Source organism: Klebsiella sp. PCX (genome assembly GCF_021869705.1).
In the GTDB taxonomy this organism is placed as follows: domain Bacteria; phylum Pseudomonadota; class Gammaproteobacteria; order Enterobacterales; family Enterobacteriaceae; genus Klebsiella; species Klebsiella quasipneumoniae.
Genome location: NZ_CP091527.1, coordinates 36,837 through 57,430 on the forward strand (window position 1 = coordinate 36,837; position 20,594 = coordinate 57,430).

The window sequence follows — 20,594 nt, forward strand, 5'->3', positions numbered from 1 at the left end:
AGCACCATTTTGGTGCAATTTTTGTTACGGTGCCCTTTTATCGCTCCGTGAAAGCGGTCACAAAGAAACTCTGCAATACTTGTTTGCGGAGGATGTTTGTGATCCTGTTCAGTCCTTCGCTTAATACGTGTACAATAACGCGCTATTTCTAATGCCTGAGGCAAAGTTGTGATCGAAAATCTGCGTAATATCGCCATCATCGCGCACGTTGACCATGGTAAAACTACCCTGGTTGACAAGCTGCTACAGCAATCCGGTACGTTCGACGCACGTACTGAAGCACAAGAACGTGTGATGGACTCCAACGATTTGGAGAAAGAGCGTGGGATTACCATCCTCGCGAAAAACACCGCAATCAAATGGAATGATTACCGTATCAACATCGTTGATACCCCTGGGCACGCCGACTTCGGAGGTGAAGTTGAGCGTGTTATGTCCATGGTTGACTCTGTGCTGCTGGTGGTAGATGCCTTTGATGGCCCGATGCCGCAAACGCGCTTCGTGACCAAAAAAGCTTTTGCCCACGGTCTGAAGCCGATCGTGGTCATCAACAAAGTTGACCGCCCGGGCGCGCGTCCGGACTGGGTTGTCGATCAGGTGTTCGATCTGTTCGTTAACCTCGACGCGACCGACGAACAGCTGGACTTCCCGATCGTTTACGCGTCCGCGCTGAACGGTATCGCGGGTCTGGACCACGAAGACATGGCTGACGACATGACCCCGCTGTACCAGGCGATTGTCGATCGCGTGCCGGCGCCGGACGTTGACCTTGACGGTCCGCTGCAGATGCAGATCTCCCAGCTGGACTACAACAACTACGTTGGCGTCATCGGCATCGGCCGCATCAAACGCGGTAAAGTGAAGCCGAACCAGCAGGTCACTATCATCGATAGCGAAGGCAAAACCCGTAACGGTAAAGTCGGTAAAGTACTGACCCACCTGGGTCTTGAGCGTATCGAGAGCGACGTAGCTGAAGCTGGCGACATCATCGCGATCACCGGTCTGGGCGAGCTGAACATCTCCGACACCATCTGCGACCCGCAGAATGTCGAAGCGCTGCCGGCCCTGTCCGTCGATGAACCGACCGTTTCCATGTTCTTCAACGTCAACACCTCTCCGTTCTGCGGTAAAGAAGGTAAGTTCGTTACCTCTCGCCAGATTCTGGACCGCCTGAACAAAGAGCTGGTGCACAACGTGGCGCTGCGCGTTGAAGAAACCGAAGACGCTGATGCGTTCCGCGTTTCCGGCCGTGGTGAACTGCACCTGTCCGTTCTGATTGAAAACATGCGTCGTGAAGGTTTCGAGATGGCGGTTTCCCGTCCGAAAGTTATCTTCCGTGAAATCGACGGCCGTAAACAAGAGCCGTTCGAGAACGTGACGCTGGACGTCGAAGAGCAGCACCAGGGTTCTGTTATGCAGGCGCTGGGCGAGCGTAAAGGCGACCTGAAAAACATGAATCCGGACGGAAAAGGCCGCGTACGTCTCGACTACGTGATCCCAAGCCGCGGTCTGATCGGCTTCCGTTCAGAGTTCATGACCATGACCTCCGGTACCGGTCTGCTGTACTCCACCTTCAGCCACTACGACGACGTTCGTCCGGGCGAAGTGGGCCAGCGTAACAACGGCGTGCTGATCTCCAACGGTCAGGGTAAAGCGGTAGCGTTCGCGCTGTTCGGCCTGCAGGATCGCGGTAAGTTGTTCCTCGGTCACGGTGCGGAAGTTTACGAAGGCCAGATCATCGGTATTCACAGCCGTTCTAACGACCTGACGGTAAACTGCCTGACCGGTAAAAAACTGACCAACATGCGTGCGTCCGGTACTGACGAAGCCACGGTTCTGGTTCCGCCGGTTAAGATGACCCTGGAGCAGGCTCTGGAGTTCATCGATGACGACGAACTGGTAGAAGTCACTCCGACCTCTATCCGTATCCGTAAACGTCACCTGACCGAGAACGACCGTAAACGCGCAATGCGCGGTGCAAAAGAAGAGTAATTGATTCTTCTTGCTGTTCGCTAAACCCCGCCTCTCCGGCGGGGTTTTTTTATGGGTGAGATCTGACAATCGCTGCGCTAACCCGGGGCCTCCAGGAGACCCTGGTCACATTTATACCTAAAGTTTGTCCGAGGAATTGCTTTCTTTTTTTGCAGAAGAGTAAGATGAGTAATCTGGTTTAAACCAAATGGATTAAACAATGACTGAAAATCTTTCTACTGTTGAAAATGCAAAAGAGAAACTGGATCTGTGGCTTAAGCAAGGGCTGACGGCTGCGGGTGGAAAACTGCCTTCAGAGAGAGAGCTTGGCGAACTGCTGGGGATCAAACGCATGACGCTGCGTCAGGCGCTGCTTAGCCTGGAAGCGGAATCGAGGATCTTTCGTAAAGACCGGAAAGGATGGTTTGTCGCGCAGCCACGTTTTAACTACAGTCCTGAGCTCCCCGCGAGCTTTCAGCGGGCCGCCATTGAGCAGGGAAGAGAACCCTCGTGGGGCTTCATTGAAAAACAGCGAACCCGAGACTATCCCGACGCCGCTAAACCCCTGCTGGATGTCACTCCGTCTGATGATTTATATCTGGTCACCGGCTGGGGAGCGTTGGAAGGGCATAAAGTTTTCTACCACGAGACTTTTATCAACCCTAACGTCGCGCCAGATTTTATTGACCGGTTGAAGAACCAGTCTTTTTCCTCCGTCTGGGAGCGTGAATATCATAAGCCTGTGGTGATAAAAAAACTGGCTTTTAGACCCGTCAGAATGTCGGGCGATGTGAGCAAATTCATCGGTGGCTCTGCAGGTCTGCCAGCTATTCTGATAGAAAAACACCGTGCCGATAGTGCCGGTAATATTGTGCAAATAGATCTCGAATACTGGCGATTTGAGGCTGTGGATCTGTTTATTAACTTGTAGGTATTTTATGGTCACTAAAGATAACGCCGGGAAGATCCTTTCCCGTATTGATAATATACCACTCTACCTTCATGCTTATGCCTATCATTTGAATATGCGGCTTGAACGTATTTTACCTAATGATTTACTGACCATTGCAGATAGTCTGCATTTAAAGGGGGTGAAAATACACGTTCTTGATGGTGAGCGTTATTCGCTGAGCAATATGAATGATGCCCAGTTAGCCGGGTTTGCTGACAAAGCGAAAGCGTTGCAGCTGGATATTCACATCGAAACCAGCGCCTCCGATAAACAGACCATCGATCAGGCCGCGACTATCGCTTTAAAAACAGGAGCGACTTCCGTTCGTTTTTATCCGCGTTATGAAGGCCATTTACATGACGTAATGGAAAAAATTTCAGCAGATATTCAATACATTAAAAAGGCTTATAGCCATACCGGCCTGACCTTCACCCTTGAGCAACATGAAGATCTCAAAAGCGCTGAACTGGTGAATTTAATTAAACAAAGCGAGATGCCATCGCTATCGCTCCTTTTTGACTTCGCCAATATGATCAACGCTAATGAGCGACCGCTTGAGGCGTTAGCGTTGATGTCACCTTATATTACGCAGGTTCATATCAAAGATGCTTGTATTATTACTGAGAACGGTGGGCTTGGGCATCGGGCCTGTAATTCAGGCCAGGGCGATATGCCGTTTAAGGCGCTGCTGACGGAATTAATTTGTCTTGGTGATGATCATCCGCAGGTCATGGCATACGGTCTGGAAGAAGAAGTGGATTACTATGCCCCCCCGTTCCGTTTTGCCTCGGAGGGGGACAACCCGTGGATCCCCTGGCGACAAATGAGCGAAACCCCACTGCCAGACGCCGATCAGCTTGAAGAGCGACTGCTAAAAGAAAAAGAGGATGCGATAGCGCAGCTCCATTATGTCAAAGAGACGTTGCAGAGAATAAAAGACGAAGCGCTTACGGCGCTGGCACACTAAATTTACTATTAATTCGTTATGCCGGGACATCATTTTTAATAAATGATGATGGTCTGTTATTTTCCTTAAACCAAATGATGTTCAATCATTAGGGGAACTTATGCTCACAAAAAAGAAATGGGCTATATTCAGTTTATTAACCCTGTGCGGTGGCACCATTTATAAACTGCCTTCTCTGAAAGATGCTTTTTATATCCCGATGCAGGACTATTTCCATCTGACTAATGGCCAGATAGGCAATGCCATGTCGGTGAACTCCGTGGTGACCACGATTGGTTTTTTCCTGTCAATTTACTTTGCCGATAAACTGCCTCGCCGCTACACCATGTCGCTATCGCTGATTGCGACAGGCTTGTTGGGGATCTATCTGACGACTATGCCAGGCTACTGGGGAATTCTCTTTGTTTGGGCTCTCTTTGGCGTTACCTGCGACATGATGAACTGGCCGGTGCTATTAAAGTCGGTAAGCCGGTTGGGCAACAGCGAACAGCAGGGGCGTTTGTTTGGTTTCTTTGAGACCGGGCGGGGGATTGTCGACACGATTATTGCTTTCTCTGCCCTGGCTATTTTCACCTGGTTTGGCAGCGGTTTGCTGGGGTTTAAAGCCGGGATCTGGTTCTACGCTCTGATCGTGATTGTTGTCGGGATCATGCTGTTTTTTATGCTGAAAGAAAAGGATGAGGATGCGCCTGAGAAAGCTACCGTCGACAGCGCCACAGAGAAAAGTAGCATCTCTTCGGTCTTAAAAGATAAAACCATCTGGCTTATCGCGTTCAACGTCTTCTTTGTTTATGCGGTTTACTGTGGGCTCACTTTCTTTATTCCCTTCCTGAAAAATATCTACCTGTTGCCGGTGGCGCTGGTGGGCGCCTACGGCATCATTAACCAGTATTGTTTGAAAATGGTGGGTGGGCCGATTGGCGGCCTGATAGCCGATAAAATCCTCAAGTCGCCAAGCAAATATCTCTTCTATACCTTTTGTGCCAGCACCGTAGCCCTGGTGGCGTTAATATTGCTGCCCCACGAAAGCATGCCAGTCTACCTCGGCATGATCTGCACCCTGGGATTTGGCGCAATTGTGTTTACCCAGCGAGCGGTCTTCTTTGCCCCGATCGGTGAAGCCAACATCGCGGAGAACCGGACCGGCGCCGCCATGGCGCTGGGGAGTTTCATTGGCTACGCACCGGCCATGTTCTGCTACAGCCTGTATGGCTACATTCTCGATCTCAACCCTGGTCTGACAGGCTACAAGGTAGTCTTTGGCATCATGGCGTGCTTTGCGCTCTGTGGCGCGTTCGTTTCGGTCATGCTGGTTAAACGCATTCGCGGTGGCAGGAAAACGCTGCGCGCTGCGACAGAATAACCGCCAGCCTGATTCTGCTTATTCAAAGCCGCATTATGCGGCTTTGTTCGCGAGTGGCTTGTTGTTTCAGGTTTATGCATAGTCAAACCTCATCTTTCCCGCTAAAGTTAATTTTCCACGGCGCGGAAGGAGACGAAAATGCTCTATATCTTTGATTTAGGTAATGTGATTGTCGACATTGACTTCAACCGGGTATTAGGGGCCTGGAGCGATTTAACCCGCATCCCGCTGGCGACGCTGAAGCAGCATTTCACCATGGGAGAGGCTTTCCATCAGCATGAGCGCGGCGAGCTCAGCGATGAAGACTTTGCCGCCGCCATGTGTCATGAAATGAATATGTCCCTCAGCTATGAGCAGTTTGCTCACGGCTGGCAGGCGGTGTTTGTCGCGCTGCGTCCGGAAGTGATTGCGATCATGCAAAAACTGCGTGCCCAGGGCCATCGCGTGGTGGTGCTCTCCAATACCAATCGTCTTCACACCACGTTCTGGCCGGATGAATACCCGGAAGTGCGCGCTGCCGCCGATCGCATCTATCTGTCACAGGAGATGGGAATGCGTAAGCCTGAAGCGCAAATTTATCAGCGAGTACTGGACGAAGAGGGCTTTTCCGCCGCAGATACGGTCTTTTTTGATGATAACGTCGATAATATAGCAGGGGCTAACCGGTTGGGGATCACCAGCATTCTGGTGACCGGGAAGAAGACCATCCCTGACTATTTCGCGAAACAGCTATGCTAAGAACCGTTCATCAAAAATTACTCCACCATACCCGGCCGCTGCTGGCGTGGCTAAAGCTGCTGTGGCGGCGTATTGATGAAGACCATATGACGACCCTGGCGGGGAACCTCGCCTATGTGTCATTACTGTCCCTGGTGCCGCTGATTGCCGTCGTGTTCGCGCTGTTTGCGGCCTTCCCCATGTTCTCCGAAGTCAGCGTGCAGATCCGCCATTTTATCTTCGCCAATTTCATTCCGGCGACCGGGGATGTGATCCAGGGATATATCGAGCAGTTCGTCGCCAATTCCAGCCGCATGACCGCCGTAGGCGCCTTTGGCCTGATCGTCACCTCGCTGCTGCTGATGTACTCGATCGACAGCGCGCTAAACACCATCTGGCGCAGCACGCGCAGTCGCCCCAAAGTTTACTCCTTTGCCGTTTACTGGATGATCCTGACCCTTGGTCCGCTGCTGGCGGGCGCCAGCCTGGCGATCAGTTCCTATCTGCTGTCGCTGCGCTGGGCAAGCGACCTGGACGGCGTAATTGATAATCTGCTCCGCCTTTTCCCGCTGATCCTCTCCTGGGCGGCATTCTGGCTGCTCTACAGTATTGTACCCACCACCCAGGTACGTAACCGCGACGCGGTGATCGGGGCGCTGGTGGCGGCGCTGCTGTTTGAGGCAGGTAAAAAAGCGTTTGCCCTCTATATCACCACCTTTCCGTCCTATCAGCTCATTTATGGCGTGATTTCGGTGGTGCCGATTTTGTTCGTCTGGGTGTACTGGACCTGGTGTATCGTCTTGCTTGGCGCTGAAATTACTGTCACTCTCGGTGAATACCGCAAACTTAAAACAGAAGAAACAGAACAACCATGATTGCATTAATTCAACGCGTATCCCGTGCAAGCGTTACCGTGGCGGACGAGGTGACGGGCGAAATTGGCCCGGGGCTTCTGGTGCTGCTGGGGGTCGAAAAAGACGATGATGAACAAAAAGCGAATCGCCTCTGCGAGCGCGTGCTGGGCTACCGCATCTTCAGCGATGCGGAGGGGAAAATGAACCTGAACGTTCAGCAGGCGGGCGGCAGCGTGCTGGTGGTTTCGCAATTTACGCTGGCGGCGGATACCGAGCGGGGAATGCGGCCAAGCTTCTCGAAAGGCGCCGCTCCTGACCGTGCTGAGGCGCTGTATGAGTATTTCGTCGCCCGCTGTCGCCAGCAGGAAATGAACACCCAGACCGGAAGATTCGCTGCGGATATGCAGGTTTCTTTGGTCAATGATGGTCCCGTGACCTTTTGGTTGCAAGTATGACCCAGCTTCCGGGCAGGCTGCGGGTAACAAAAGAGAGTACGACTATGTATCACCTTCGTGTACCGCAAACAGCAGAAGAGTTAGAGAGCTACTATCAGTTCCGCTGGGAAATGCTGCGTAAGCCGCTGCATCAGCCTAAGGGTTCGGAACGTGACGCCTGGGATGCGATGGCGCATCATCAGATGGTGGTGGATGAAGAGGGCAACCTGGTGGCTGTCGGCCGGCTATATATCAATGCAGAGAATGAAGCCTCCATTCGCTTTATGGCCGTTCATCCCTCGGTGCAGGATAAAGGGCTGGGTACGCTGATGGCGATGACCCTGGAGTCCGTCGCGCGTCAGGAAGGGGTTAAGCGGGTCACCTGTAGCGCTCGCGAAGATGCGGTGGAGTTTTTCGCCAAGCTCGGCTTTATCAATCAGGGGGAGATCACCACCCCGACCACCACGCCGATCCGTCATTTCCTGATGATTAAGCCGGTCGCATCGCTGGACGACATTCTCCACCGTGGCGACTGGTGCGCGCAACTACAGCAGGCGTGGTATCAGCATATCCCGCTGAGTGAAAAAATGGGCGTGCGCATCCAGCAGTACACCGGGCAGAAATTTATTACCACCATGCCGGAAGCGGGAAATCAGAATCCGCACCACACGCTGTTTGCCGGCAGTTTGTTCTCGCTCGCTACCTTAACCGGATGGGGGCTTATCTGGCTGATGCTGCGCGAGCGGCACCTGGGGGGCACCATCATTCTGGCGGATGCGCATATCCGCTACAGTCAGCCCATTAGCGGCCGCCCCAGCGCCATCGCCGACCTCGGTTCGCTGAGCGGCGATCTCGACCGTCTGGCGCGTGGGCGTAAAGCCCGCGTGCAAATGCAGGTGGAGCTTTTTGGCGACGATAAACAGGGCGCCGTTTTCGAGGGGATCTACATCGTGCTGCCGGCGAAGCCCTTTGGCTCTTACGAAGAGGGCGGCAACGAGGAAGAGTAAGCCGCGGGCGGTTATCGTCCTGGCGATGCTAAGCGCCAGGCGATATCCCGCATGGCATCTCGCGCGGCGCGGCTGATCCCACCCAGCTGAAAGAAGCCGTGGATCACCCCCAGATAGCGCTGACAGGAACTCTCCACCCCTTGCGCCATCAGCCTTCGATGCAGCGCTTCGCCCTCGTCGCGTAAAGGATCGAACTCCGCCGTCAGAATATGCACCGGCGGCAGACCGTGAAAATCGTCGCGCCAGAGTGGACTGGCATCCGGATGGTTCGCTGGCGTCGAGGCGAGGTACATTTCATAGCCGCTCAACAACGTGTCCCGGGTAATCACATAGTCAGCGCCGTTGCTGACGTAGCTCGCCATGCTGGCGGTGGGGTCGAGCATGGGATAAATCAGAATCAGTTGCGCGGGTTGCCACGCCGCATTCGCTTTCAGGCGCAGGGCCGTTACCAGAGCGAGGTGCCCGCCGGCGCTGTCGCCAGCCAGTGTGATGCGTGAGGCGTCAACGCCAAGCTGCTCCGCGTGCCGGTGGATGATCATGACACCTTGTTCTGCGTCATCGTGCGCCGCCGGAAAGGTATGCTCCGGCGCCAGGCGGTACTGCACGGCGATCACCCGGCAACCGCTGAACCAGGCTAGCTGGCGGAGCTGATTGTCGTGGGTGGCAAAGCCGCCGCTGACAAAACAGCCGCCGTGATAATACACAATGGTGGGTAGTAAGCCGTTGCTTTTTGGCGGCGAGACGACGCGCAAGGTCATGCCATCGAGCGCGATGTCTTCAACCTGCACCCGCGTTTCTGTTTCCCCTGCGAGAACGGCGCTGGCGAGATAGCCGTTTCTCCGGTCATCAATACTCTGTTCTCGCGATGATGGCCGCCCCGCAGCAATAAACTCCTCAACCAGCGAAGCAATCCCTTTTTCCAACGTCATGGCAAGTCCCTTTTACTGGGTTAATATCCAGTGTTATAGCCTGGTTATTGCGAAAAAGATATACCGAATAAAGCCGCGATCGCATTGTGGAAAGCGGCTCGCAGAAGCGTATTTCTCAGCAAAGATCTGCTTTTTCTTCGTTTTTATCAGGTGTAATTTGCTCGTTATCAGGTGCGCCGTAAAACCTTGTCCTTCTGAACAGCACCCTAAAAGTTGAACAATATCTGGAGAAGCAGAAACGGGCTAAGGAGAGCATTTCCGGCGTGTTCACACCGTATGAATGATAACGAGCGACCTGAGTCGCCCGTTATAGGAGCGCAGAACTTATTCCCCTTCGCCGGGGAACATGAACGGGTTAATTGAGCTTCTGGCGAAGCCTTCCTGCTCCATGCGGGCGTCGAGCACCAGGGATGCCAAATCGTCGGCGACGGCTTCGACTTTCGGATCCTTCTCCTGATACATAATCTTCAGGTAAGTTCCGCAGTCGCCACAGCTTTCGGCTTTCACCGCAGCCTGCTCGTTGTCCAGCGACCAGTAGTGCAGATCGCGGCTCTGTTCGCAGTTGCTACATTTGACGCGTACCACGTGCCACTCGGTTTCGCACAGATTGCAGTGCAGATAGCGTAGCCCCTGGGTGGTGCCGATCTGCACGATGCTGGAGACCGGCATCGAGCCGCACACCGGGCAGAACTGGCGCTGTTCGCCGTATTCAGCGCGCGCTTTCCCCGGGATCAGGCTGGCCATCTGCGCCCAGTAGAGCGACAGCGCGGCCCAGATGAACGGCGCTTTATCGCTGCTGACCGAGGCGAAGTCGGAAGCAAACAGCGCGCTGGCCATCTGCTCCAGCTCCTGCTCAGAGGCTTTTTCCAGATTTTCAATGACCGCCAGCGCTGGGCCGCTCATCTCCGGCTTCAGCTCGGCAATCAGCGAGTGCAGCAGCTTGTGCCAGTGTTTGTCGCGCGGCAGGACGTGGATATCCAGCGGCGGCTTGCCCTGTTCGCTGGCCGCTTTAATACGGGCGGTGAGATCCATCTGCAGCGGATGGTCGTACAGCACCACTTCCTGGGCATGGGCGATCAGCGCGGCAAAGCGCAGGTAATCGCCCAGCGGGTTATTGGCGGCCAGCTCGCGCAAACGTTCAGCGCGGCGGTTATACAGATTTTTCAGCCTGGGGAACAGTAGCGGCGGAATTGCTTCCGCCGTGCGTTTCTCGCTCGAACCCAGCTCGTCTTGCGGGATTATGCGAATACTCATTCAGATGACTTTTCCTGTTTCTGGCGGACCTCTCGGTACCAGCGCGGGTGATGTTTCTTCGCCCACGTACTGGTGACCCAGCCTTCCACCATCGCGGTAATGGTGCCTTTCACCCAGAGGGCGGCGTAGATATGCACCATGATAACCACAATTAACGCCACTGCGGCAAATGAATGCAGCATCAGCGCAAATCGGATCACCGGGATTGAGAAAGCCGGCGCAAAATACGGACGCCAGATGATCACACCGCTCACCAGCAGCAGTACCAGGAAGATAATCGCCGCCCAGAATACGCATTTCTGGCCGAAGTTATAGCGTCCGGTATCGCCCACCTCCTCGTTGACGACGATCTTACGAATATTCTTCGCCCAAAAGATATCATCCCGATTGATTAGGTTGTGGTGCCAGTAACGGAAAAACATGATGATGAACGACGCGAACATCACCACCCCGACGAACGGGTGGAGAATTCGCGCCAGCTGCGGCGTGCCGAGGATATGCATCAGCCAGTTAAAGGACGGGAAGAAAAAACCTAACCCGCTTACCGCCGCCAGGATGAAGCAGAAGGCGGTGACCCAGTGGTTGATGCGTTCCGGCGCCGTGTAGCGCACGATGGTGTCACGTCTTTTCATTTGCGCACCTCGTCTTTCTCTTCATGCAGGTTGTCCTCTTCCTCTTCCGCGCGGTTCGGACCGACGCCGACGTAGTGGAAGATACTGGCTGCGAAGGTCGCGGCGAAGCCGACGGCCGCCAGCGGTTTCCAGATGCCTTTCCAGAACTTGACGGTCTGGCTGATCTCCGGGTTTTCCGGCAGGCCGTGGTACAGATTCGGCTTATCGGCATGGTGCAGCACGTACATGACGTGGGTACCGCCGACGCCGGCCGGATCGTACAGGCCCGCATTGTCGTAACCGCGGGTTTTCAGTTCAGCTACGCGCTCGCCGGCCAGCGTTTTCATATCCTCTTTGGAGCCAAAGTGGATGGCGCCGGTCGGGCAGGTTTTCACGCAGGCCGGTTCCTGGCCGACGGTGACGCGGTCTACGCACAGGGTACATTTGTAGACGCGGTTGTCTTCCGGGTTCAGACGCGGCACATCGAACGGACAGCCGGCGATACAGTAACCGCAGCCGATGCACTGCTCGGACTGGAAATCGACGATGCCGTTGGCGTACTGAATGATCGCGCCTTCTGACGGGCAGGCCTTCAGGCAGCCCGGATCGGCGCAATGCATGCAGCCATCCTTGCGGATGAGCCATTCAAGCTTGTCGTTTTGCTCCACTTCCGAGAAGCGCATCACCGTCCATGACTTGGCGGTCAGGTCCGCCGGGTTGTCATACACCCCAACGTTGTGACCGACTTCATCACGAATATCGTTCCATTCGGAGCAGGCCACCTGACAGGCTTTGCAGCCGATACAGGTGGTGACGTCGATAAGCTTCGCCACCTCCTGCTGGTGGTCCCGCGCCTGAGGCGCGGGGGTGAAACCGTTAGTCGCGGAACGACGAATAATATCTTGCGATTGATAAGCCATAAGTCGTCTCCGTTACACCTTTTCCACGTTCACGAGGAAAGCTTTGAACTCCGGCGTCTGCGTGTTCGCATCACCGACGAACGGCGTCAGGGTATTGGCTATAAAGCCTTTTTTCGCCACGCCCTCATAGCCCCAGTGAATAGGAATGCCGATGGTATCGATATCCTTACCGTCAACTTTTAGCGTGCGAATACGTTTGGTCACCACCGCCTTGGCCTTGATGTAGCCGCGGTTGGAGGAGACCTTGACGGTATCGCCATGGCTGATGCCAAGCTTATTCGCCAGTTTTTCACCGATCTCCACAAACTGCTCCGGCTGCGCGATGGCGTTAAGCAGCGCGTGCTTGGTCCAGTAGTGGAAGTGTTCGGTCAGGCGGTAAGTGGTGCCGACGTACGGGAATTTCTCCGCTTTGCCCATCTGCTCGAGATCGCCTTTGAAGACGCGAGCGGCCGGGTTAGAGACCACGTTCGGGTGCAGCGGGTTAGTCCCGAGCGGCGTTTCAAACGGCTCGTAGTGTTCCGGGAACGGTCCTTCCGCCATCTTATCGATAGCGAACAGACGGCCCATCCCTTCCGGCTGCATGATAAACGGACCGACGTCGCTGCCAGGCGCGGCGGCGCTGTAGTCCGGAATATCCACGCCGCCCCATTTCGCGCCGTCCCACTTCAGCAACTGACGTTTAGGATCCCACGGTTTACCCTGTGGGTCCGCGGAGGCGCGGTTATACAGGATGCGGCGGTTGAGCGGCCATGCCCAGGCCCAGCCCAGCGTATTGCCCAGACCGGACGGATCGGCGTTATCGCGGCGCGCCATCTGGTTGCCTTCCGGTGTCCAGCTTCCGGCGAAGATCCAGCAGCCGCTGGAGGTCGTGCCGTCGTCGCGTAGCTGTGCGAAGGAGCTCAGCTGCTGCCCTTTCTTGACGATCACCGCGCCGGTCGCCGGGTCGGTAATATCCGCCAGCGCTTTACCGTTGCTTTCCATCGCCACTTCTTCCGACGCCGGCTCGTGTGGCGTGGAGTAATTCCACGTCATGTTGAGCACTGGCTCTGGCGCCGGGCCACCCTCTTCGGCATACATCTTACGCAGGCGCGTAAAGATACCGGCGAGGATTTCGCCATCGGTGACAGCGATCCCCGGGGCGTCCGCGCCTTTCCAGTGCCACTGCAGCCAGCGGCCGGAGTTGACGATAGACCCGTTCTCTTCGGCGAAGCAGGTGGACGGCAGACGGAACACTTCGGTCTGGATTTTCGACGGGTCAACATCGTTCGACTCACCGTGGTTTTGCCAGAAGGTGGACGTTTCGGTATTGAGCGGGTCGATGGTCACGAGGAACTTCAGCTTCGACAGGGAAGCGACGACCTTGTTTTTGTTCGGGAACGAGGCGACCGGGTTAAAGCCCTGGCAAATATAGCCATTCACTTTGCCCTGATTCATCATCTCGAAGTACTGCAGAACGTCGTAGCTCTTATCCCACTTCGGCAGCCAGTCAAAGCCCCAGCTGTTTTCTGCTGTCGCTTTATCGCCGAAGAAGGCTTTCATCATGGAGACGAAGAACTTCGGATAGTTGCCCCAGTAGTTGACCTGGTCTTTCAGCAGCGGCTTCGGCGTGTTAGCCGTCAGGTAGGTCTGCAGGTCGGCCTGTTTTTCGTTAGGCAGCGACATGTAGCCCGGCAGGCTGGTGGAGAGCAGGCCGAGGTCGGTCAGACCCTGGATATTGGAGTGGCCGCGCAGGGCGTTGACGCCGCCGCCCGCCATCCCCATGTTGCCCAGCAGCAGCTGGATCATCGCCATGGTGCGGATGTTCTGCGCGCCGATGGAGTGCTGGGTCCAGCCGAGAGCGTACAGGAACGACGCGGTCTTATCCGGCGCGCTGGTTTCAGCAATGTATTCACAGACTTTGAGGAAGTCGGCCTTCGGCGTACCACAGATGTTTTCGACCACATCCGGGGTATAACGGGAAACGTGCTGCTTCAGCAGGTTCCAGACGCAGCGCGGATGCTGCAGCGTAGTATCGCGTTTGGCGAAGCCGTTTTCGTCCAGCTCATAGTTCCAGCTGGTTTTGTCGTACTGGCGTTTTTCTGCGTTATAGCCGCTGAATAGCCCGTCGTCGAAGCTGTAGTCCTCACGCACGATCAGGCTGGCGTTGGTGTAGGCTTCGGTGTATTCGCGGTTGAATTTTTCGTTATTCAGCAGATACAGGATCACGCCCGACAGGAAGGTAATGTCGGTACCGGAACGAATCGGGGTATAGAAATCAGCCACCGACGCTGTACGCGTGAAGCGCGGATCGATAACGATGAGTTTGGCACCGTTATGGATTTTGGCTTCCATCGCCCAGCGGAATCCCACCGGATGCGCTTCAGCGGCGTTACCGCCCATCACCACGATCAGGTTGGCGTTCTTAATATCCACCCAGTGGTTGGTCATCGCACCGCGACCAAATGTTGGAGCAAGACTTGCTACCGTTGGTCCGTGTCAGACACGCGCCTGGTTATCCACCGCCAGCATCCCGAGGGCGCGGGTGAATTTTTGCGTTAAATAGCCGGTTTCGTTACTGGAGGCGGAGGCGCACAGCATCCCGGTGGTCAACCAGCGGTTGACGGTGGTGCCAGCGTCGTTTTGCGCGATAAAGTTGGCGTCGCGGTCCTCTTTCATCAGCTTGGCGATGCGATCGAACGCTTCGTCCCAGCTGATTTGCTGCCATTTATCGGAGCCTGGCGCGCGATATTCCGGGAATTTCAGGCGGCTTTCAGAATGGATAAAGTCCACCAGACCAGCCCCTTTCGGACAGAGCGCACCACGGTTGACCGGATGATCCGGATCGCCTTCGATATGGAAAATGGATGCTTTGGCGTTTTTCGCGCCGTCGCCGAGGCTATACATCAACAGCCCACAGCCGACAGAACAGTATGTGCAGGTGTTACGGGTTTCGCGCGTGCGCAGCAATTTGTACTGCCGTGTCTCCGCGAGCGCAGTCGCCGGGGCAAAGCCCAGCGCTGCTGCCGTGGTTCCCGCCATACCGCCAGCGCAGATCTTAAAGAACTGCCTTCTGCTGACCTGCATGGTTCGCTCCTTGTTTCGACATTGTCACATGTAGTTATTTGCTTTGCGGTGAGAGCCGCAAAGGTTCAGAATTAGGGCATATTTCCCTCATTCCTGAAGGGATAAAAACAGAATACCACATTGTGTGTATGCCTGTTCCAATACGGTTAAAGCAAAGTGAACAAGAAGCCTCTCGAACAAATCGAAAATGTGACGAATGTCACAGGATATCGCCAGGTCTCCCTCTGGAAGCGCGAGGATCTGCAACATCCTCAGCCAGATGAGTTAGCGGAAGAGGTACCGGTCGCGCTGGTCTACAACGGTATCTCCCACGTGGTGATGATGGCCACGCCGAAAGACCTGGAGCAGTTCGCCGTCGGCTTCTCCTTATCCGAAGGGATTATTGAGCATCGGCGGGAGATTTTCGGCATGGACGTGGTGTCGGTATGCAACGGCCTTGAGGTGCAGATTGAACTCTCCAGCCGGCGTTTTATGGGGCTCAAAGCCCGGCGTCGCGCGCTGGCCGGGCGCACCGGCTGCGGGGTCTGCGGCGTCGAGCAGCTCAATGATATTGGTAAGCCGGTTCAACCGCTGCCGTTCACTCAGACGTTCGATATCGCCAATCTCGACCAGGCCCTGGCGCATCTTAACGACTTTCAACCGGTCGGCCGACTCACCGGCTGTACCCACGCGGCCGCCTGGGTCCGGTCGACGGGCGAACTGGCGGGAGGTTTTGAAGACGTCGGCCGGCATGTGGCGCTGGATAAACTGCTGGGCCGGCGGGCGGAAATCGGTGAGGGCTGGCAGCAGGGCGCCGCGCTGGTCTCCAGCCGCGCCAGCTATGAAATGGTGCAGAAAGCCGCGATGTGCGGGGTCGAGATCCTGTTCGCGGTATCAGCAGCCACCACCTTAGCGGTGGAGGTCGCCGAGCGCTGCAACCTGACGCTGGTGGGCTTTTGCAAGCCGGGCAGGGCGACGATCTACACCCACCCGCAGCGTTTGATCGCGGGTTAAAAGTTAATCAGTAAATTTGAATAATGACAGCAAATCCTTCCGCTTTTTGTTTGGTGATGTGCGGGCTACTATTTAACACATCAAGGCACAACGCCTTATCTAAACAACTAAATGAAAGGGTTTATATCATGAAAAGCATCAAAACTTTTGTCGCAGTAATCGCTATGGCCGCCTCTTTTGCTTCCTTCGCCGCTGAAACCGTCACCGCTACCGCTGCAACGATGGACGGCGCGGAAGCGAAAATCGCCGCACAGGCCCAGGCAGCAGGCGCGTCGTCTTACAAAATTACCGAAGCGTTTACCGGCAACCGCGTGCATATGACTGCGGAACTGAACAAATAAGCGTAACGCTACTGTCGAAAGAGCGCCTCAGGGCGCTTTTTTTGTTTCCGTTTCGGCAAAAAACAGCCACTATTCCCCACCGCCGCGAAAAAAATGTGGCAGTACTCACGTTTCCGTTCTTTTCTTAACTCCCCATTATTACCGCCAATGAAACATCTTCACTGTTGAATATCTCGATATTTTAACGCTATGAAATATAAAGATATTAAAAAGGAAAAGCGATGAAGAACACGCTCTGTATGTGCGATCTTTGTCACAAAAATAAGCCCGCCGTTGTGACTGTCAACTATTCATGTACGTAATTTAATAAGCATTATGTGATCTCCATTGCAAATACAAGTCTTGCAGTCAGGGAAAAATGTCGTCAGGCAAATGAGCGAGGAGGCGTCATGAAAATTGGCATCGTTATTAGCGGCGGGGATGTTTCGGGAATGAATAATTTTATATTCCAGATTGCCAGGCAGGCTGATGCCGACATCACGCTGTTTAATGGCGGTATTCCTGGCCTGCTGGAGAAAAATCATCAGGATATCGCGTGGCGCGATCTGGTTGATTTCTCCATTACCGCGGTGCCGATCATTACCTCCGGACGAACCAGTCGCAAACTACAGCGCAGCGAATATGAAATGATTGCTAAAAAACTGAAATCGCTGCGTATTGACGTGCTTATTATGGCCGGGGGGGACGGCAGCCTGCAGTTTCTCAATACCCTAAGTGAATTTGATATTAATTGCTTTGGCGTGGGAATGACTATCGATAATGACGTGTATGGCAGTGATTATACGATTGGTTTTTCCACGGCCTGCGAGCAGATTATTAAAGAAGTCTCCCGTTTAAGAAATACCGGAAGAGCGCTGCCGGGGCGGGTTTTTATGGTTGAGATATTAGGAGGTTATTGTGGAGAATTAACGTTACAGTCCGCCATTAAATGCAATGCGGATATTGCCCTGATCCCGGAGGCGCAGATGCCGCTGGCCATGCTTGCGGAGCGGATTACCCGGAAGCTGAGCACGCAGAACAGCGTCGTTATCCTCTGCTCAGAAGGCTACACCAAAGAATACTCTCCCGGCTTTCAGGGAGCGATTGATACCATGATCAAACAGCTGGAACCGCAAATCGGCGTCCGAATCCGTAAAACGATTGTCGGTTATGGCCTACGCAGCGGTGACCCGACCTGTGAAGAGATTTATCAGGGCACCATTATGGCCAGTGAAGTGGTTCGCTGTATTCAGTCAGGTATGAAAAATAAAGCCATAATAATTAATTCCAGTAACAAACCTATTCCGATTGATTTAGTCAGTATGAAAAAACGTCTGGTCGATACTGAAGGACATCATTATAAACTTGCCAAGCAACTCAATATTATTTGAGGAGACCCTCCATGCTGAAAATTTTATGCGTATGTGGCTGCGGCCTCGGTTCAAGCTTTGCCATTGAAATGACGGCGAAGGCAGTTTTAAAAAAGCTGGAAATTCCCGCTCATATTGAACACACCACCGTATCCGAAGCCGGAGCCTTTAAATCGGATATGATTTTGACGCAAAAAACCTTTGCCGACATCTTAACCGCCGATGCCACTGAAGAGGAAATTAAACGCGTCGTGGTGCTCAATAAGCTTACGGATAAAGAGGAAATTGAAACCAAGATCGTCGCATTCTTAAAAGAACGTCATCTGAAGGTGGCTGATTATGAATAGCTTCGTTGCGTTTATCGTTAAGGATTTACTTGGCCAGGCATCCATTCTTATTGCTTTTATTGCCATGCTTGGCCTGATCCTGCAAAAGAAATCGCCGGGCAAAACCGCGGAAGGGACGTTTAAAACGCTGCTTGGCTTCTTAATTATGATGGCGGGGATCAACATCATTGTCGCCACGCTAACCTTTCTGAACGATATCTTCACCCAGGGATTTGGCATGAAAGGCTATATTACCGATGTGGCCGCCATCGCCGGGTTAGCGAATCGGGAATTAGGTTCGGAAGTGGCGCTGACGCTGCTGGTGATCTTTGCCGTCAATATTATTATCGCCCGTCTGACGCCGCTTAAATATATTTTCCTGACCGGCCAGGCGCTGCTGTGGATGGCGACGATCGGCGCCGTGATTGGCTATAAGTCCGGGCTCACCGGCGTACCGCTGATTTTAACCGGGGGCATCTTCGGCGGCGTGATGGCGGTGTTAATGCCGGCCCTGGCGCAGCCGGTGGTCAGGCGCATTACCGGATCTGACGACGTGGCCCTGGGGCACTTCTGTACCATCGGTTATCTGGTGCAGGCCGCCGTCGCAAAGGTCGTCGGCAAAGGCTCCCGCTCCACGGAAGATCTCGAGCTGCCTGATAACTTTAAGTTTCTGCAGGATACCTATCTGGCCATGGCGGTGGTGATGGTGCCGATGTATCTCATCCCGGCTATCGCGGCGGGCCCCCAGTACATCGCGCAGTTCTCCGGCGGGATTAACTACCTGATGTATGCCTTTATGCAGTCCATTCAGTTTGTCGCCGGGGTCTTTGTCCTCTATAGCGGCGTGCGTTTATTGCTCAATGAGCTGGTGCCGGCCTTTCGCGGTATCGCGATGCGTATTGTCCCGGATGCGAAGCCGGCTCTTGATTGCCCGGTACTGTTTCCTTATGCGCCGAATGCGGTGATTGTCGGATTTCTGGCGACGACCGTCGGCTCGATTATCGGCATGCTGGTTTTCCCGATGTTCGGTCTGGCGATGATCCTCCCCGGGCTGTTAACCAACTTTTTCGCCGGCGGCACGGCAGGGGTTTTTGGCAACGCGCTGGGCGGACGCCGCGGGGCGATGATCGGCGGGGTTATTCACGGCCTGTTTATCACGTTTCTGCCGGCCATTCTGGTGCCCATGCTGGAGAGCTATGGCTTTACGGGCGTCACCTTCAGCGACTCTGACGTCATCAGCTCGGGTCTGGTATTAGGCCACGCCTTCCAGAATAACTGGCTCTTTGTCGCCTTATTTATTGTGTTTGTCGCCGCACTGGCATGGTTTGTCAACGGGAAATCCGCTAAGCCGAAAGGGGAAAATGTTCATGAGTCTGTATAATTTCAATGAGATTTTAAAAATTGCCCAAGCGAGAAATTTTAAAGCGATTGGCTCGTTTAACTTGCACTGTATTGAGATGCTGCCGGCGTTTTTCAAAGCCGCGCAAAACAGCAACAGCCCGTTAATGATCCAAATTTCAACCGGGACCGCGGAGTACCTCGGCTATCGTTTGCTGGTCGACGCCGTGCGTTCATTAGCGGACAGTGAAAATATTCCAGCCTGTCTGCATCTTGACCACTGCTCAGATATTAAGGCCATCGAGACGGCAATGAACGCGGGCTTTTCGTCGGTGATGTACGACGGCTCACATTTAAGCCTTGAGGAAAATATCGGTAATACGCGAATAGTGGTGGAGATGGCCCGCCCGCGCAATATTACGGTAGAAGGCGAACTGGGGGCGATCGGTGGGTCAGAGGATGGAAAAGCGGTGGCGGCGGAAGATATCTGTTTTACCACCGTCGAAGATGCGAAACGCTTTGTGGAGGAGACCCAGGTCGATATGCTGGCCGTCTCGGTGGGCACTGTGCATGGCCTCTACACCGGTAAAGCGCAGATACAGCACCAGCGGCTGAAACAGATTAGCGCGGCGACCGGCGTGCCGCTGGTGCTGCACGGCGGTACCGGCGTCAGCGATGAGGATATGCGGCTGGCCGTCACCGAAGGGATTAATAAAGTGAACGTCGGGACGGAAATGAACGTGCAGTGGGTTGACCGCTGTAAAACGACGTTTGAGAAAGGGAAAGTGAATGACAGCGTACGGAAATTCTTAATTCCCGCCAACCAGGCGGTCACTGAAGTCTTAATGGAAAAAATGGCGTTATTTAAATAACGTTTTCTCCGTCACTCTCTATTTCGTTGCCCTGTCTTCCGCCAGGGAGGGAACTTGCTATGTTTGAATCATTGAAAACGTTGTGGAAAAAAGAGCAAACCCCGCTGCAGGATTATGATCAACAGTCCCGTCAGTTGGCGGAGGAGATTGCCAGGCTGGAAGGCGAACTACAGCGCCAGCCTGGCAATAGCGAGGTGCAAAAAACATTGATGCTGACTTACAACCGGGCGCTATCCATATATGCCAAAAGCACCACCCACCGGCAGAATATTGATACGCTGTTTCTGCAGATTGATAATTTACGCAATATTATTCGCCGCAATATTTAGGAAT

At 54.1% G+C, this 20,594-nt stretch carries 20 protein-coding genes; 15 read left to right on the forward strand and 5 right to left on the reverse strand.

The window, feature by feature from the left end:
• Positions 1–168: 168 nt before the first annotated feature.
• From typA to fabY, 8 genes are all read left to right on the forward strand, one after another.
• On the forward strand, positions 169–1,992 hold the full coding sequence (gene typA / locus GQR96_RS00165) for a ribosome-dependent GTPase TypA (protein ID WP_002882755.1): 1,824 nt from the start codon (positions 169–171) through the stop codon (positions 1,990–1,992).
• Between the two features lie 199 nt (positions 1,993–2,191).
• Entirely contained in the window at positions 2,192–2,902 is a 711-nt protein-coding gene (locus tag GQR96_RS00170; RefSeq protein ID WP_017899841.1) for a GntR family transcriptional regulator, read from the forward strand.
• Positions 2,903–2,909: 7 nt separating this feature from the next.
• Entirely contained in the window at positions 2,910–3,890 is a 981-nt protein-coding gene (locus GQR96_RS00175) for a sugar phosphate isomerase/epimerase family protein (RefSeq protein WP_049093857.1), read from the forward strand.
• A gap of 100 nt (positions 3,891–3,990) precedes the next feature.
• On the forward strand, positions 3,991–5,253 hold the full coding sequence (locus tag GQR96_RS00180) for an MFS transporter (protein WP_065904282.1): 1,263 nt from the start codon (positions 3,991–3,993) through the stop codon (positions 5,251–5,253).
• Positions 5,254–5,391: 138 nt separating this feature from the next.
• A complete protein-coding gene (gene yihX / locus GQR96_RS00185; protein WP_004203624.1) occupies positions 5,392–5,991 on the forward strand; it encodes a glucose-1-phosphatase in 600 nt (199 codons plus the stop codon).
• Positions 5,985–6,845 (forward strand): virulence factor BrkB family protein, encoded by an 861-nt coding sequence (locus GQR96_RS00190; protein ID WP_004203625.1) that lies wholly within the window; start codon positions 5,985–5,987, stop codon positions 6,843–6,845. Before yihX ends, GQR96_RS00190 begins: the two co-directional genes overlap by 7 nt.
• Positions 6,842–7,279 carry a D-aminoacyl-tRNA deacylase gene (dtd, locus tag GQR96_RS00195; RefSeq protein WP_004203627.1) on the forward strand — a complete coding sequence of 146 codons (438 nt, stop codon included), beginning with the start codon at positions 6,842–6,844 and terminating at the stop codon, positions 7,277–7,279. Before GQR96_RS00190 ends, dtd begins: the two co-directional genes overlap by 4 nt.
• 44 nt (positions 7,280–7,323) lie before the next feature.
• On the forward strand, positions 7,324–8,265 hold the full coding sequence (gene fabY, locus GQR96_RS00200; RefSeq protein WP_025999202.1) for a fatty acid biosynthesis protein FabY: 942 nt from the start codon (positions 7,324–7,326) through the stop codon (positions 8,263–8,265).
• 11 nt (positions 8,266–8,276) lie between these two features.
• Here the strand turns inward: fabY and GQR96_RS00205 are convergent, their stop codons facing one another.
• From GQR96_RS00205 to fdnG, 5 genes are all read right to left on the reverse strand, one after another.
• Positions 8,277–9,194, reverse strand: a complete 918-nt coding sequence (locus tag GQR96_RS00205; RefSeq protein ID WP_004203629.1) for an alpha/beta hydrolase — start codon at positions 9,192–9,194, stop codon at positions 8,277–8,279.
• Positions 9,195–9,518: 324 nt separating this feature from the next.
• The gene (gene fdhE / locus GQR96_RS00210; protein WP_004203631.1) at positions 9,519–10,448 is read right to left on the reverse strand and encodes a formate dehydrogenase accessory protein FdhE; all 930 of its coding nucleotides are present in this window, start codon (positions 10,446–10,448) and stop codon (positions 9,519–9,521) included.
• Positions 10,445–11,080 carry a formate dehydrogenase cytochrome b556 subunit gene (fdoI, locus tag GQR96_RS00215; RefSeq protein WP_004203632.1) on the reverse strand — a complete coding sequence of 212 codons (636 nt, stop codon included), beginning with the start codon at positions 11,078–11,080 and terminating at the stop codon, positions 10,445–10,447. Before fdoI ends, fdhE begins: the two co-directional genes overlap by 4 nt.
• Positions 11,077–11,979 (reverse strand): formate dehydrogenase subunit beta, encoded by a 903-nt coding sequence (gene fdxH / locus GQR96_RS00220; RefSeq protein WP_002882822.1) that lies wholly within the window; start codon positions 11,977–11,979, stop codon positions 11,077–11,079. Before fdxH ends, fdoI begins: the two co-directional genes overlap by 4 nt.
• Positions 11,980–11,991: 12 nt before the next feature.
• Positions 11,992–15,042, reverse strand: coding sequence for a formate dehydrogenase-N subunit alpha (gene fdnG, locus GQR96_RS00225; RefSeq protein WP_085956538.1), 3,051 nt, complete (start codon positions 15,040–15,042; stop codon positions 11,992–11,994).
• Between the two features lie 156 nt (positions 15,043–15,198).
• On the opposite strand from fdnG, the gene fdhD reads away from it, so the two are divergent.
• From fdhD to GQR96_RS00260, 7 genes are all read left to right on the forward strand, one after another.
• A complete protein-coding gene (gene fdhD / locus GQR96_RS00230; RefSeq protein WP_017899836.1) occupies positions 15,199–16,035 on the forward strand; it encodes a formate dehydrogenase accessory sulfurtransferase FdhD in 837 nt (278 codons plus the stop codon).
• Positions 16,036–16,163: 128 nt separating this feature from the next.
• Positions 16,164–16,376, forward strand: a complete 213-nt coding sequence (locus tag GQR96_RS00235; RefSeq protein WP_004203637.1) for a YdgH/BhsA/McbA-like domain containing protein — start codon at positions 16,164–16,166, stop codon at positions 16,374–16,376.
• A gap of 389 nt (positions 16,377–16,765) precedes the next feature.
• A complete protein-coding gene (locus tag GQR96_RS00240; protein ID WP_004203638.1) occupies positions 16,766–17,746 on the forward strand; it encodes a 6-phosphofructokinase in 981 nt (326 codons plus the stop codon).
• Between the two features lie 11 nt (positions 17,747–17,757).
• The gene (locus tag GQR96_RS00245; protein WP_004203640.1) at positions 17,758–18,072 is read left to right on the forward strand and encodes a PTS sugar transporter subunit IIB; all 315 of its coding nucleotides are present in this window, start codon (positions 17,758–17,760) and stop codon (positions 18,070–18,072) included.
• The gene (locus tag GQR96_RS00250; RefSeq protein WP_004203642.1) at positions 18,065–19,432 is read left to right on the forward strand and encodes a PTS sugar transporter subunit IIC; all 1,368 of its coding nucleotides are present in this window, start codon (positions 18,065–18,067) and stop codon (positions 19,430–19,432) included. The genes GQR96_RS00245 and GQR96_RS00250 overlap by 8 nt, the downstream gene beginning before the upstream one ends.
• On the forward strand, positions 19,419–20,261 hold the full coding sequence (locus tag GQR96_RS00255) for a class II fructose-bisphosphate aldolase (protein ID WP_049115286.1): 843 nt from the start codon (positions 19,419–19,421) through the stop codon (positions 20,259–20,261). The genes GQR96_RS00250 and GQR96_RS00255 overlap by 14 nt, the downstream gene beginning before the upstream one ends.
• A gap of 59 nt (positions 20,262–20,320) precedes the next feature.
• Positions 20,321–20,590 (forward strand): hypothetical protein, encoded by a 270-nt coding sequence (locus GQR96_RS00260; protein ID WP_064183871.1) that lies wholly within the window; start codon positions 20,321–20,323, stop codon positions 20,588–20,590.
• Positions 20,591–20,594: the final 4 nt, after the last annotated feature.

What these genes read in the sequence shown, in the direction of transcription:
- GQR96_RS00170 (WP_017899841.1), top strand. Translation starts at nt 2,192, where the DNA reads ATGACTGAAAATCTTTCTACTGTTGAAAATGCAAAAGAGAAACTGGAT.
- GQR96_RS00175 (WP_049093857.1), top strand. Translation starts at nt 2,910, where the DNA reads ATGGTCACTAAAGATAACGCCGGGAAGATCCTTTCCCGTATTGATAAT.
- GQR96_RS00190 (WP_004203625.1), top strand. Translation starts at nt 5,985, where the DNA reads ATGCTAAGAACCGTTCATCAAAAATTACTCCACCATACCCGGCCGCTG.
- GQR96_RS00250 (WP_004203642.1), top strand. Translation starts at nt 18,065, where the DNA reads ATGAATAGCTTCGTTGCGTTTATCGTTAAGGATTTACTTGGCCAGGCA.
- fdxH (WP_002882822.1), bottom strand. Translation starts at nt 11,979, where the DNA reads ATGGCTTATCAATCGCAAGATATTATTCGTCGTTCCGCGACTAACGGT.
- fdhE (WP_004203631.1), bottom strand. Translation starts at nt 10,448, where the DNA reads ATGAGTATTCGCATAATCCCGCAAGACGAGCTGGGTTCGAGCGAGAAA.
- GQR96_RS00180 (WP_065904282.1), top strand. Translation starts at nt 3,991, where the DNA reads ATGCTCACAAAAAAGAAATGGGCTATATTCAGTTTATTAACCCTGTGC.
- GQR96_RS00240 (WP_004203638.1), top strand. Translation starts at nt 16,766, where the DNA reads ATGAAAATTGGCATCGTTATTAGCGGCGGGGATGTTTCGGGAATGAAT.
- GQR96_RS00235 (WP_004203637.1), top strand. Translation starts at nt 16,164, where the DNA reads ATGAAAAGCATCAAAACTTTTGTCGCAGTAATCGCTATGGCCGCCTCT.
- dtd (WP_004203627.1), top strand. Translation starts at nt 6,842, where the DNA reads ATGATTGCATTAATTCAACGCGTATCCCGTGCAAGCGTTACCGTGGCG.
- GQR96_RS00245 (WP_004203640.1), top strand. Translation starts at nt 17,758, where the DNA reads ATGCTGAAAATTTTATGCGTATGTGGCTGCGGCCTCGGTTCAAGCTTT.
- fabY (WP_025999202.1), top strand. Translation starts at nt 7,324, where the DNA reads ATGTATCACCTTCGTGTACCGCAAACAGCAGAAGAGTTAGAGAGCTAC.
- fdoI (WP_004203632.1), bottom strand. Translation starts at nt 11,080, where the DNA reads ATGAAAAGACGTGACACCATCGTGCGCTACACGGCGCCGGAACGCATC.
- GQR96_RS00260 (WP_064183871.1), top strand. Translation starts at nt 20,321, where the DNA reads ATGTTTGAATCATTGAAAACGTTGTGGAAAAAAGAGCAAACCCCGCTG.
- yihX (WP_004203624.1), top strand. Translation starts at nt 5,392, where the DNA reads ATGCTCTATATCTTTGATTTAGGTAATGTGATTGTCGACATTGACTTC.
- GQR96_RS00205 (WP_004203629.1), bottom strand. Translation starts at nt 9,194, where the DNA reads ATGACGTTGGAAAAAGGGATTGCTTCGCTGGTTGAGGAGTTTATTGCT.
- GQR96_RS00255 (WP_049115286.1), top strand. Translation starts at nt 19,419, where the DNA reads ATGAGTCTGTATAATTTCAATGAGATTTTAAAAATTGCCCAAGCGAGA.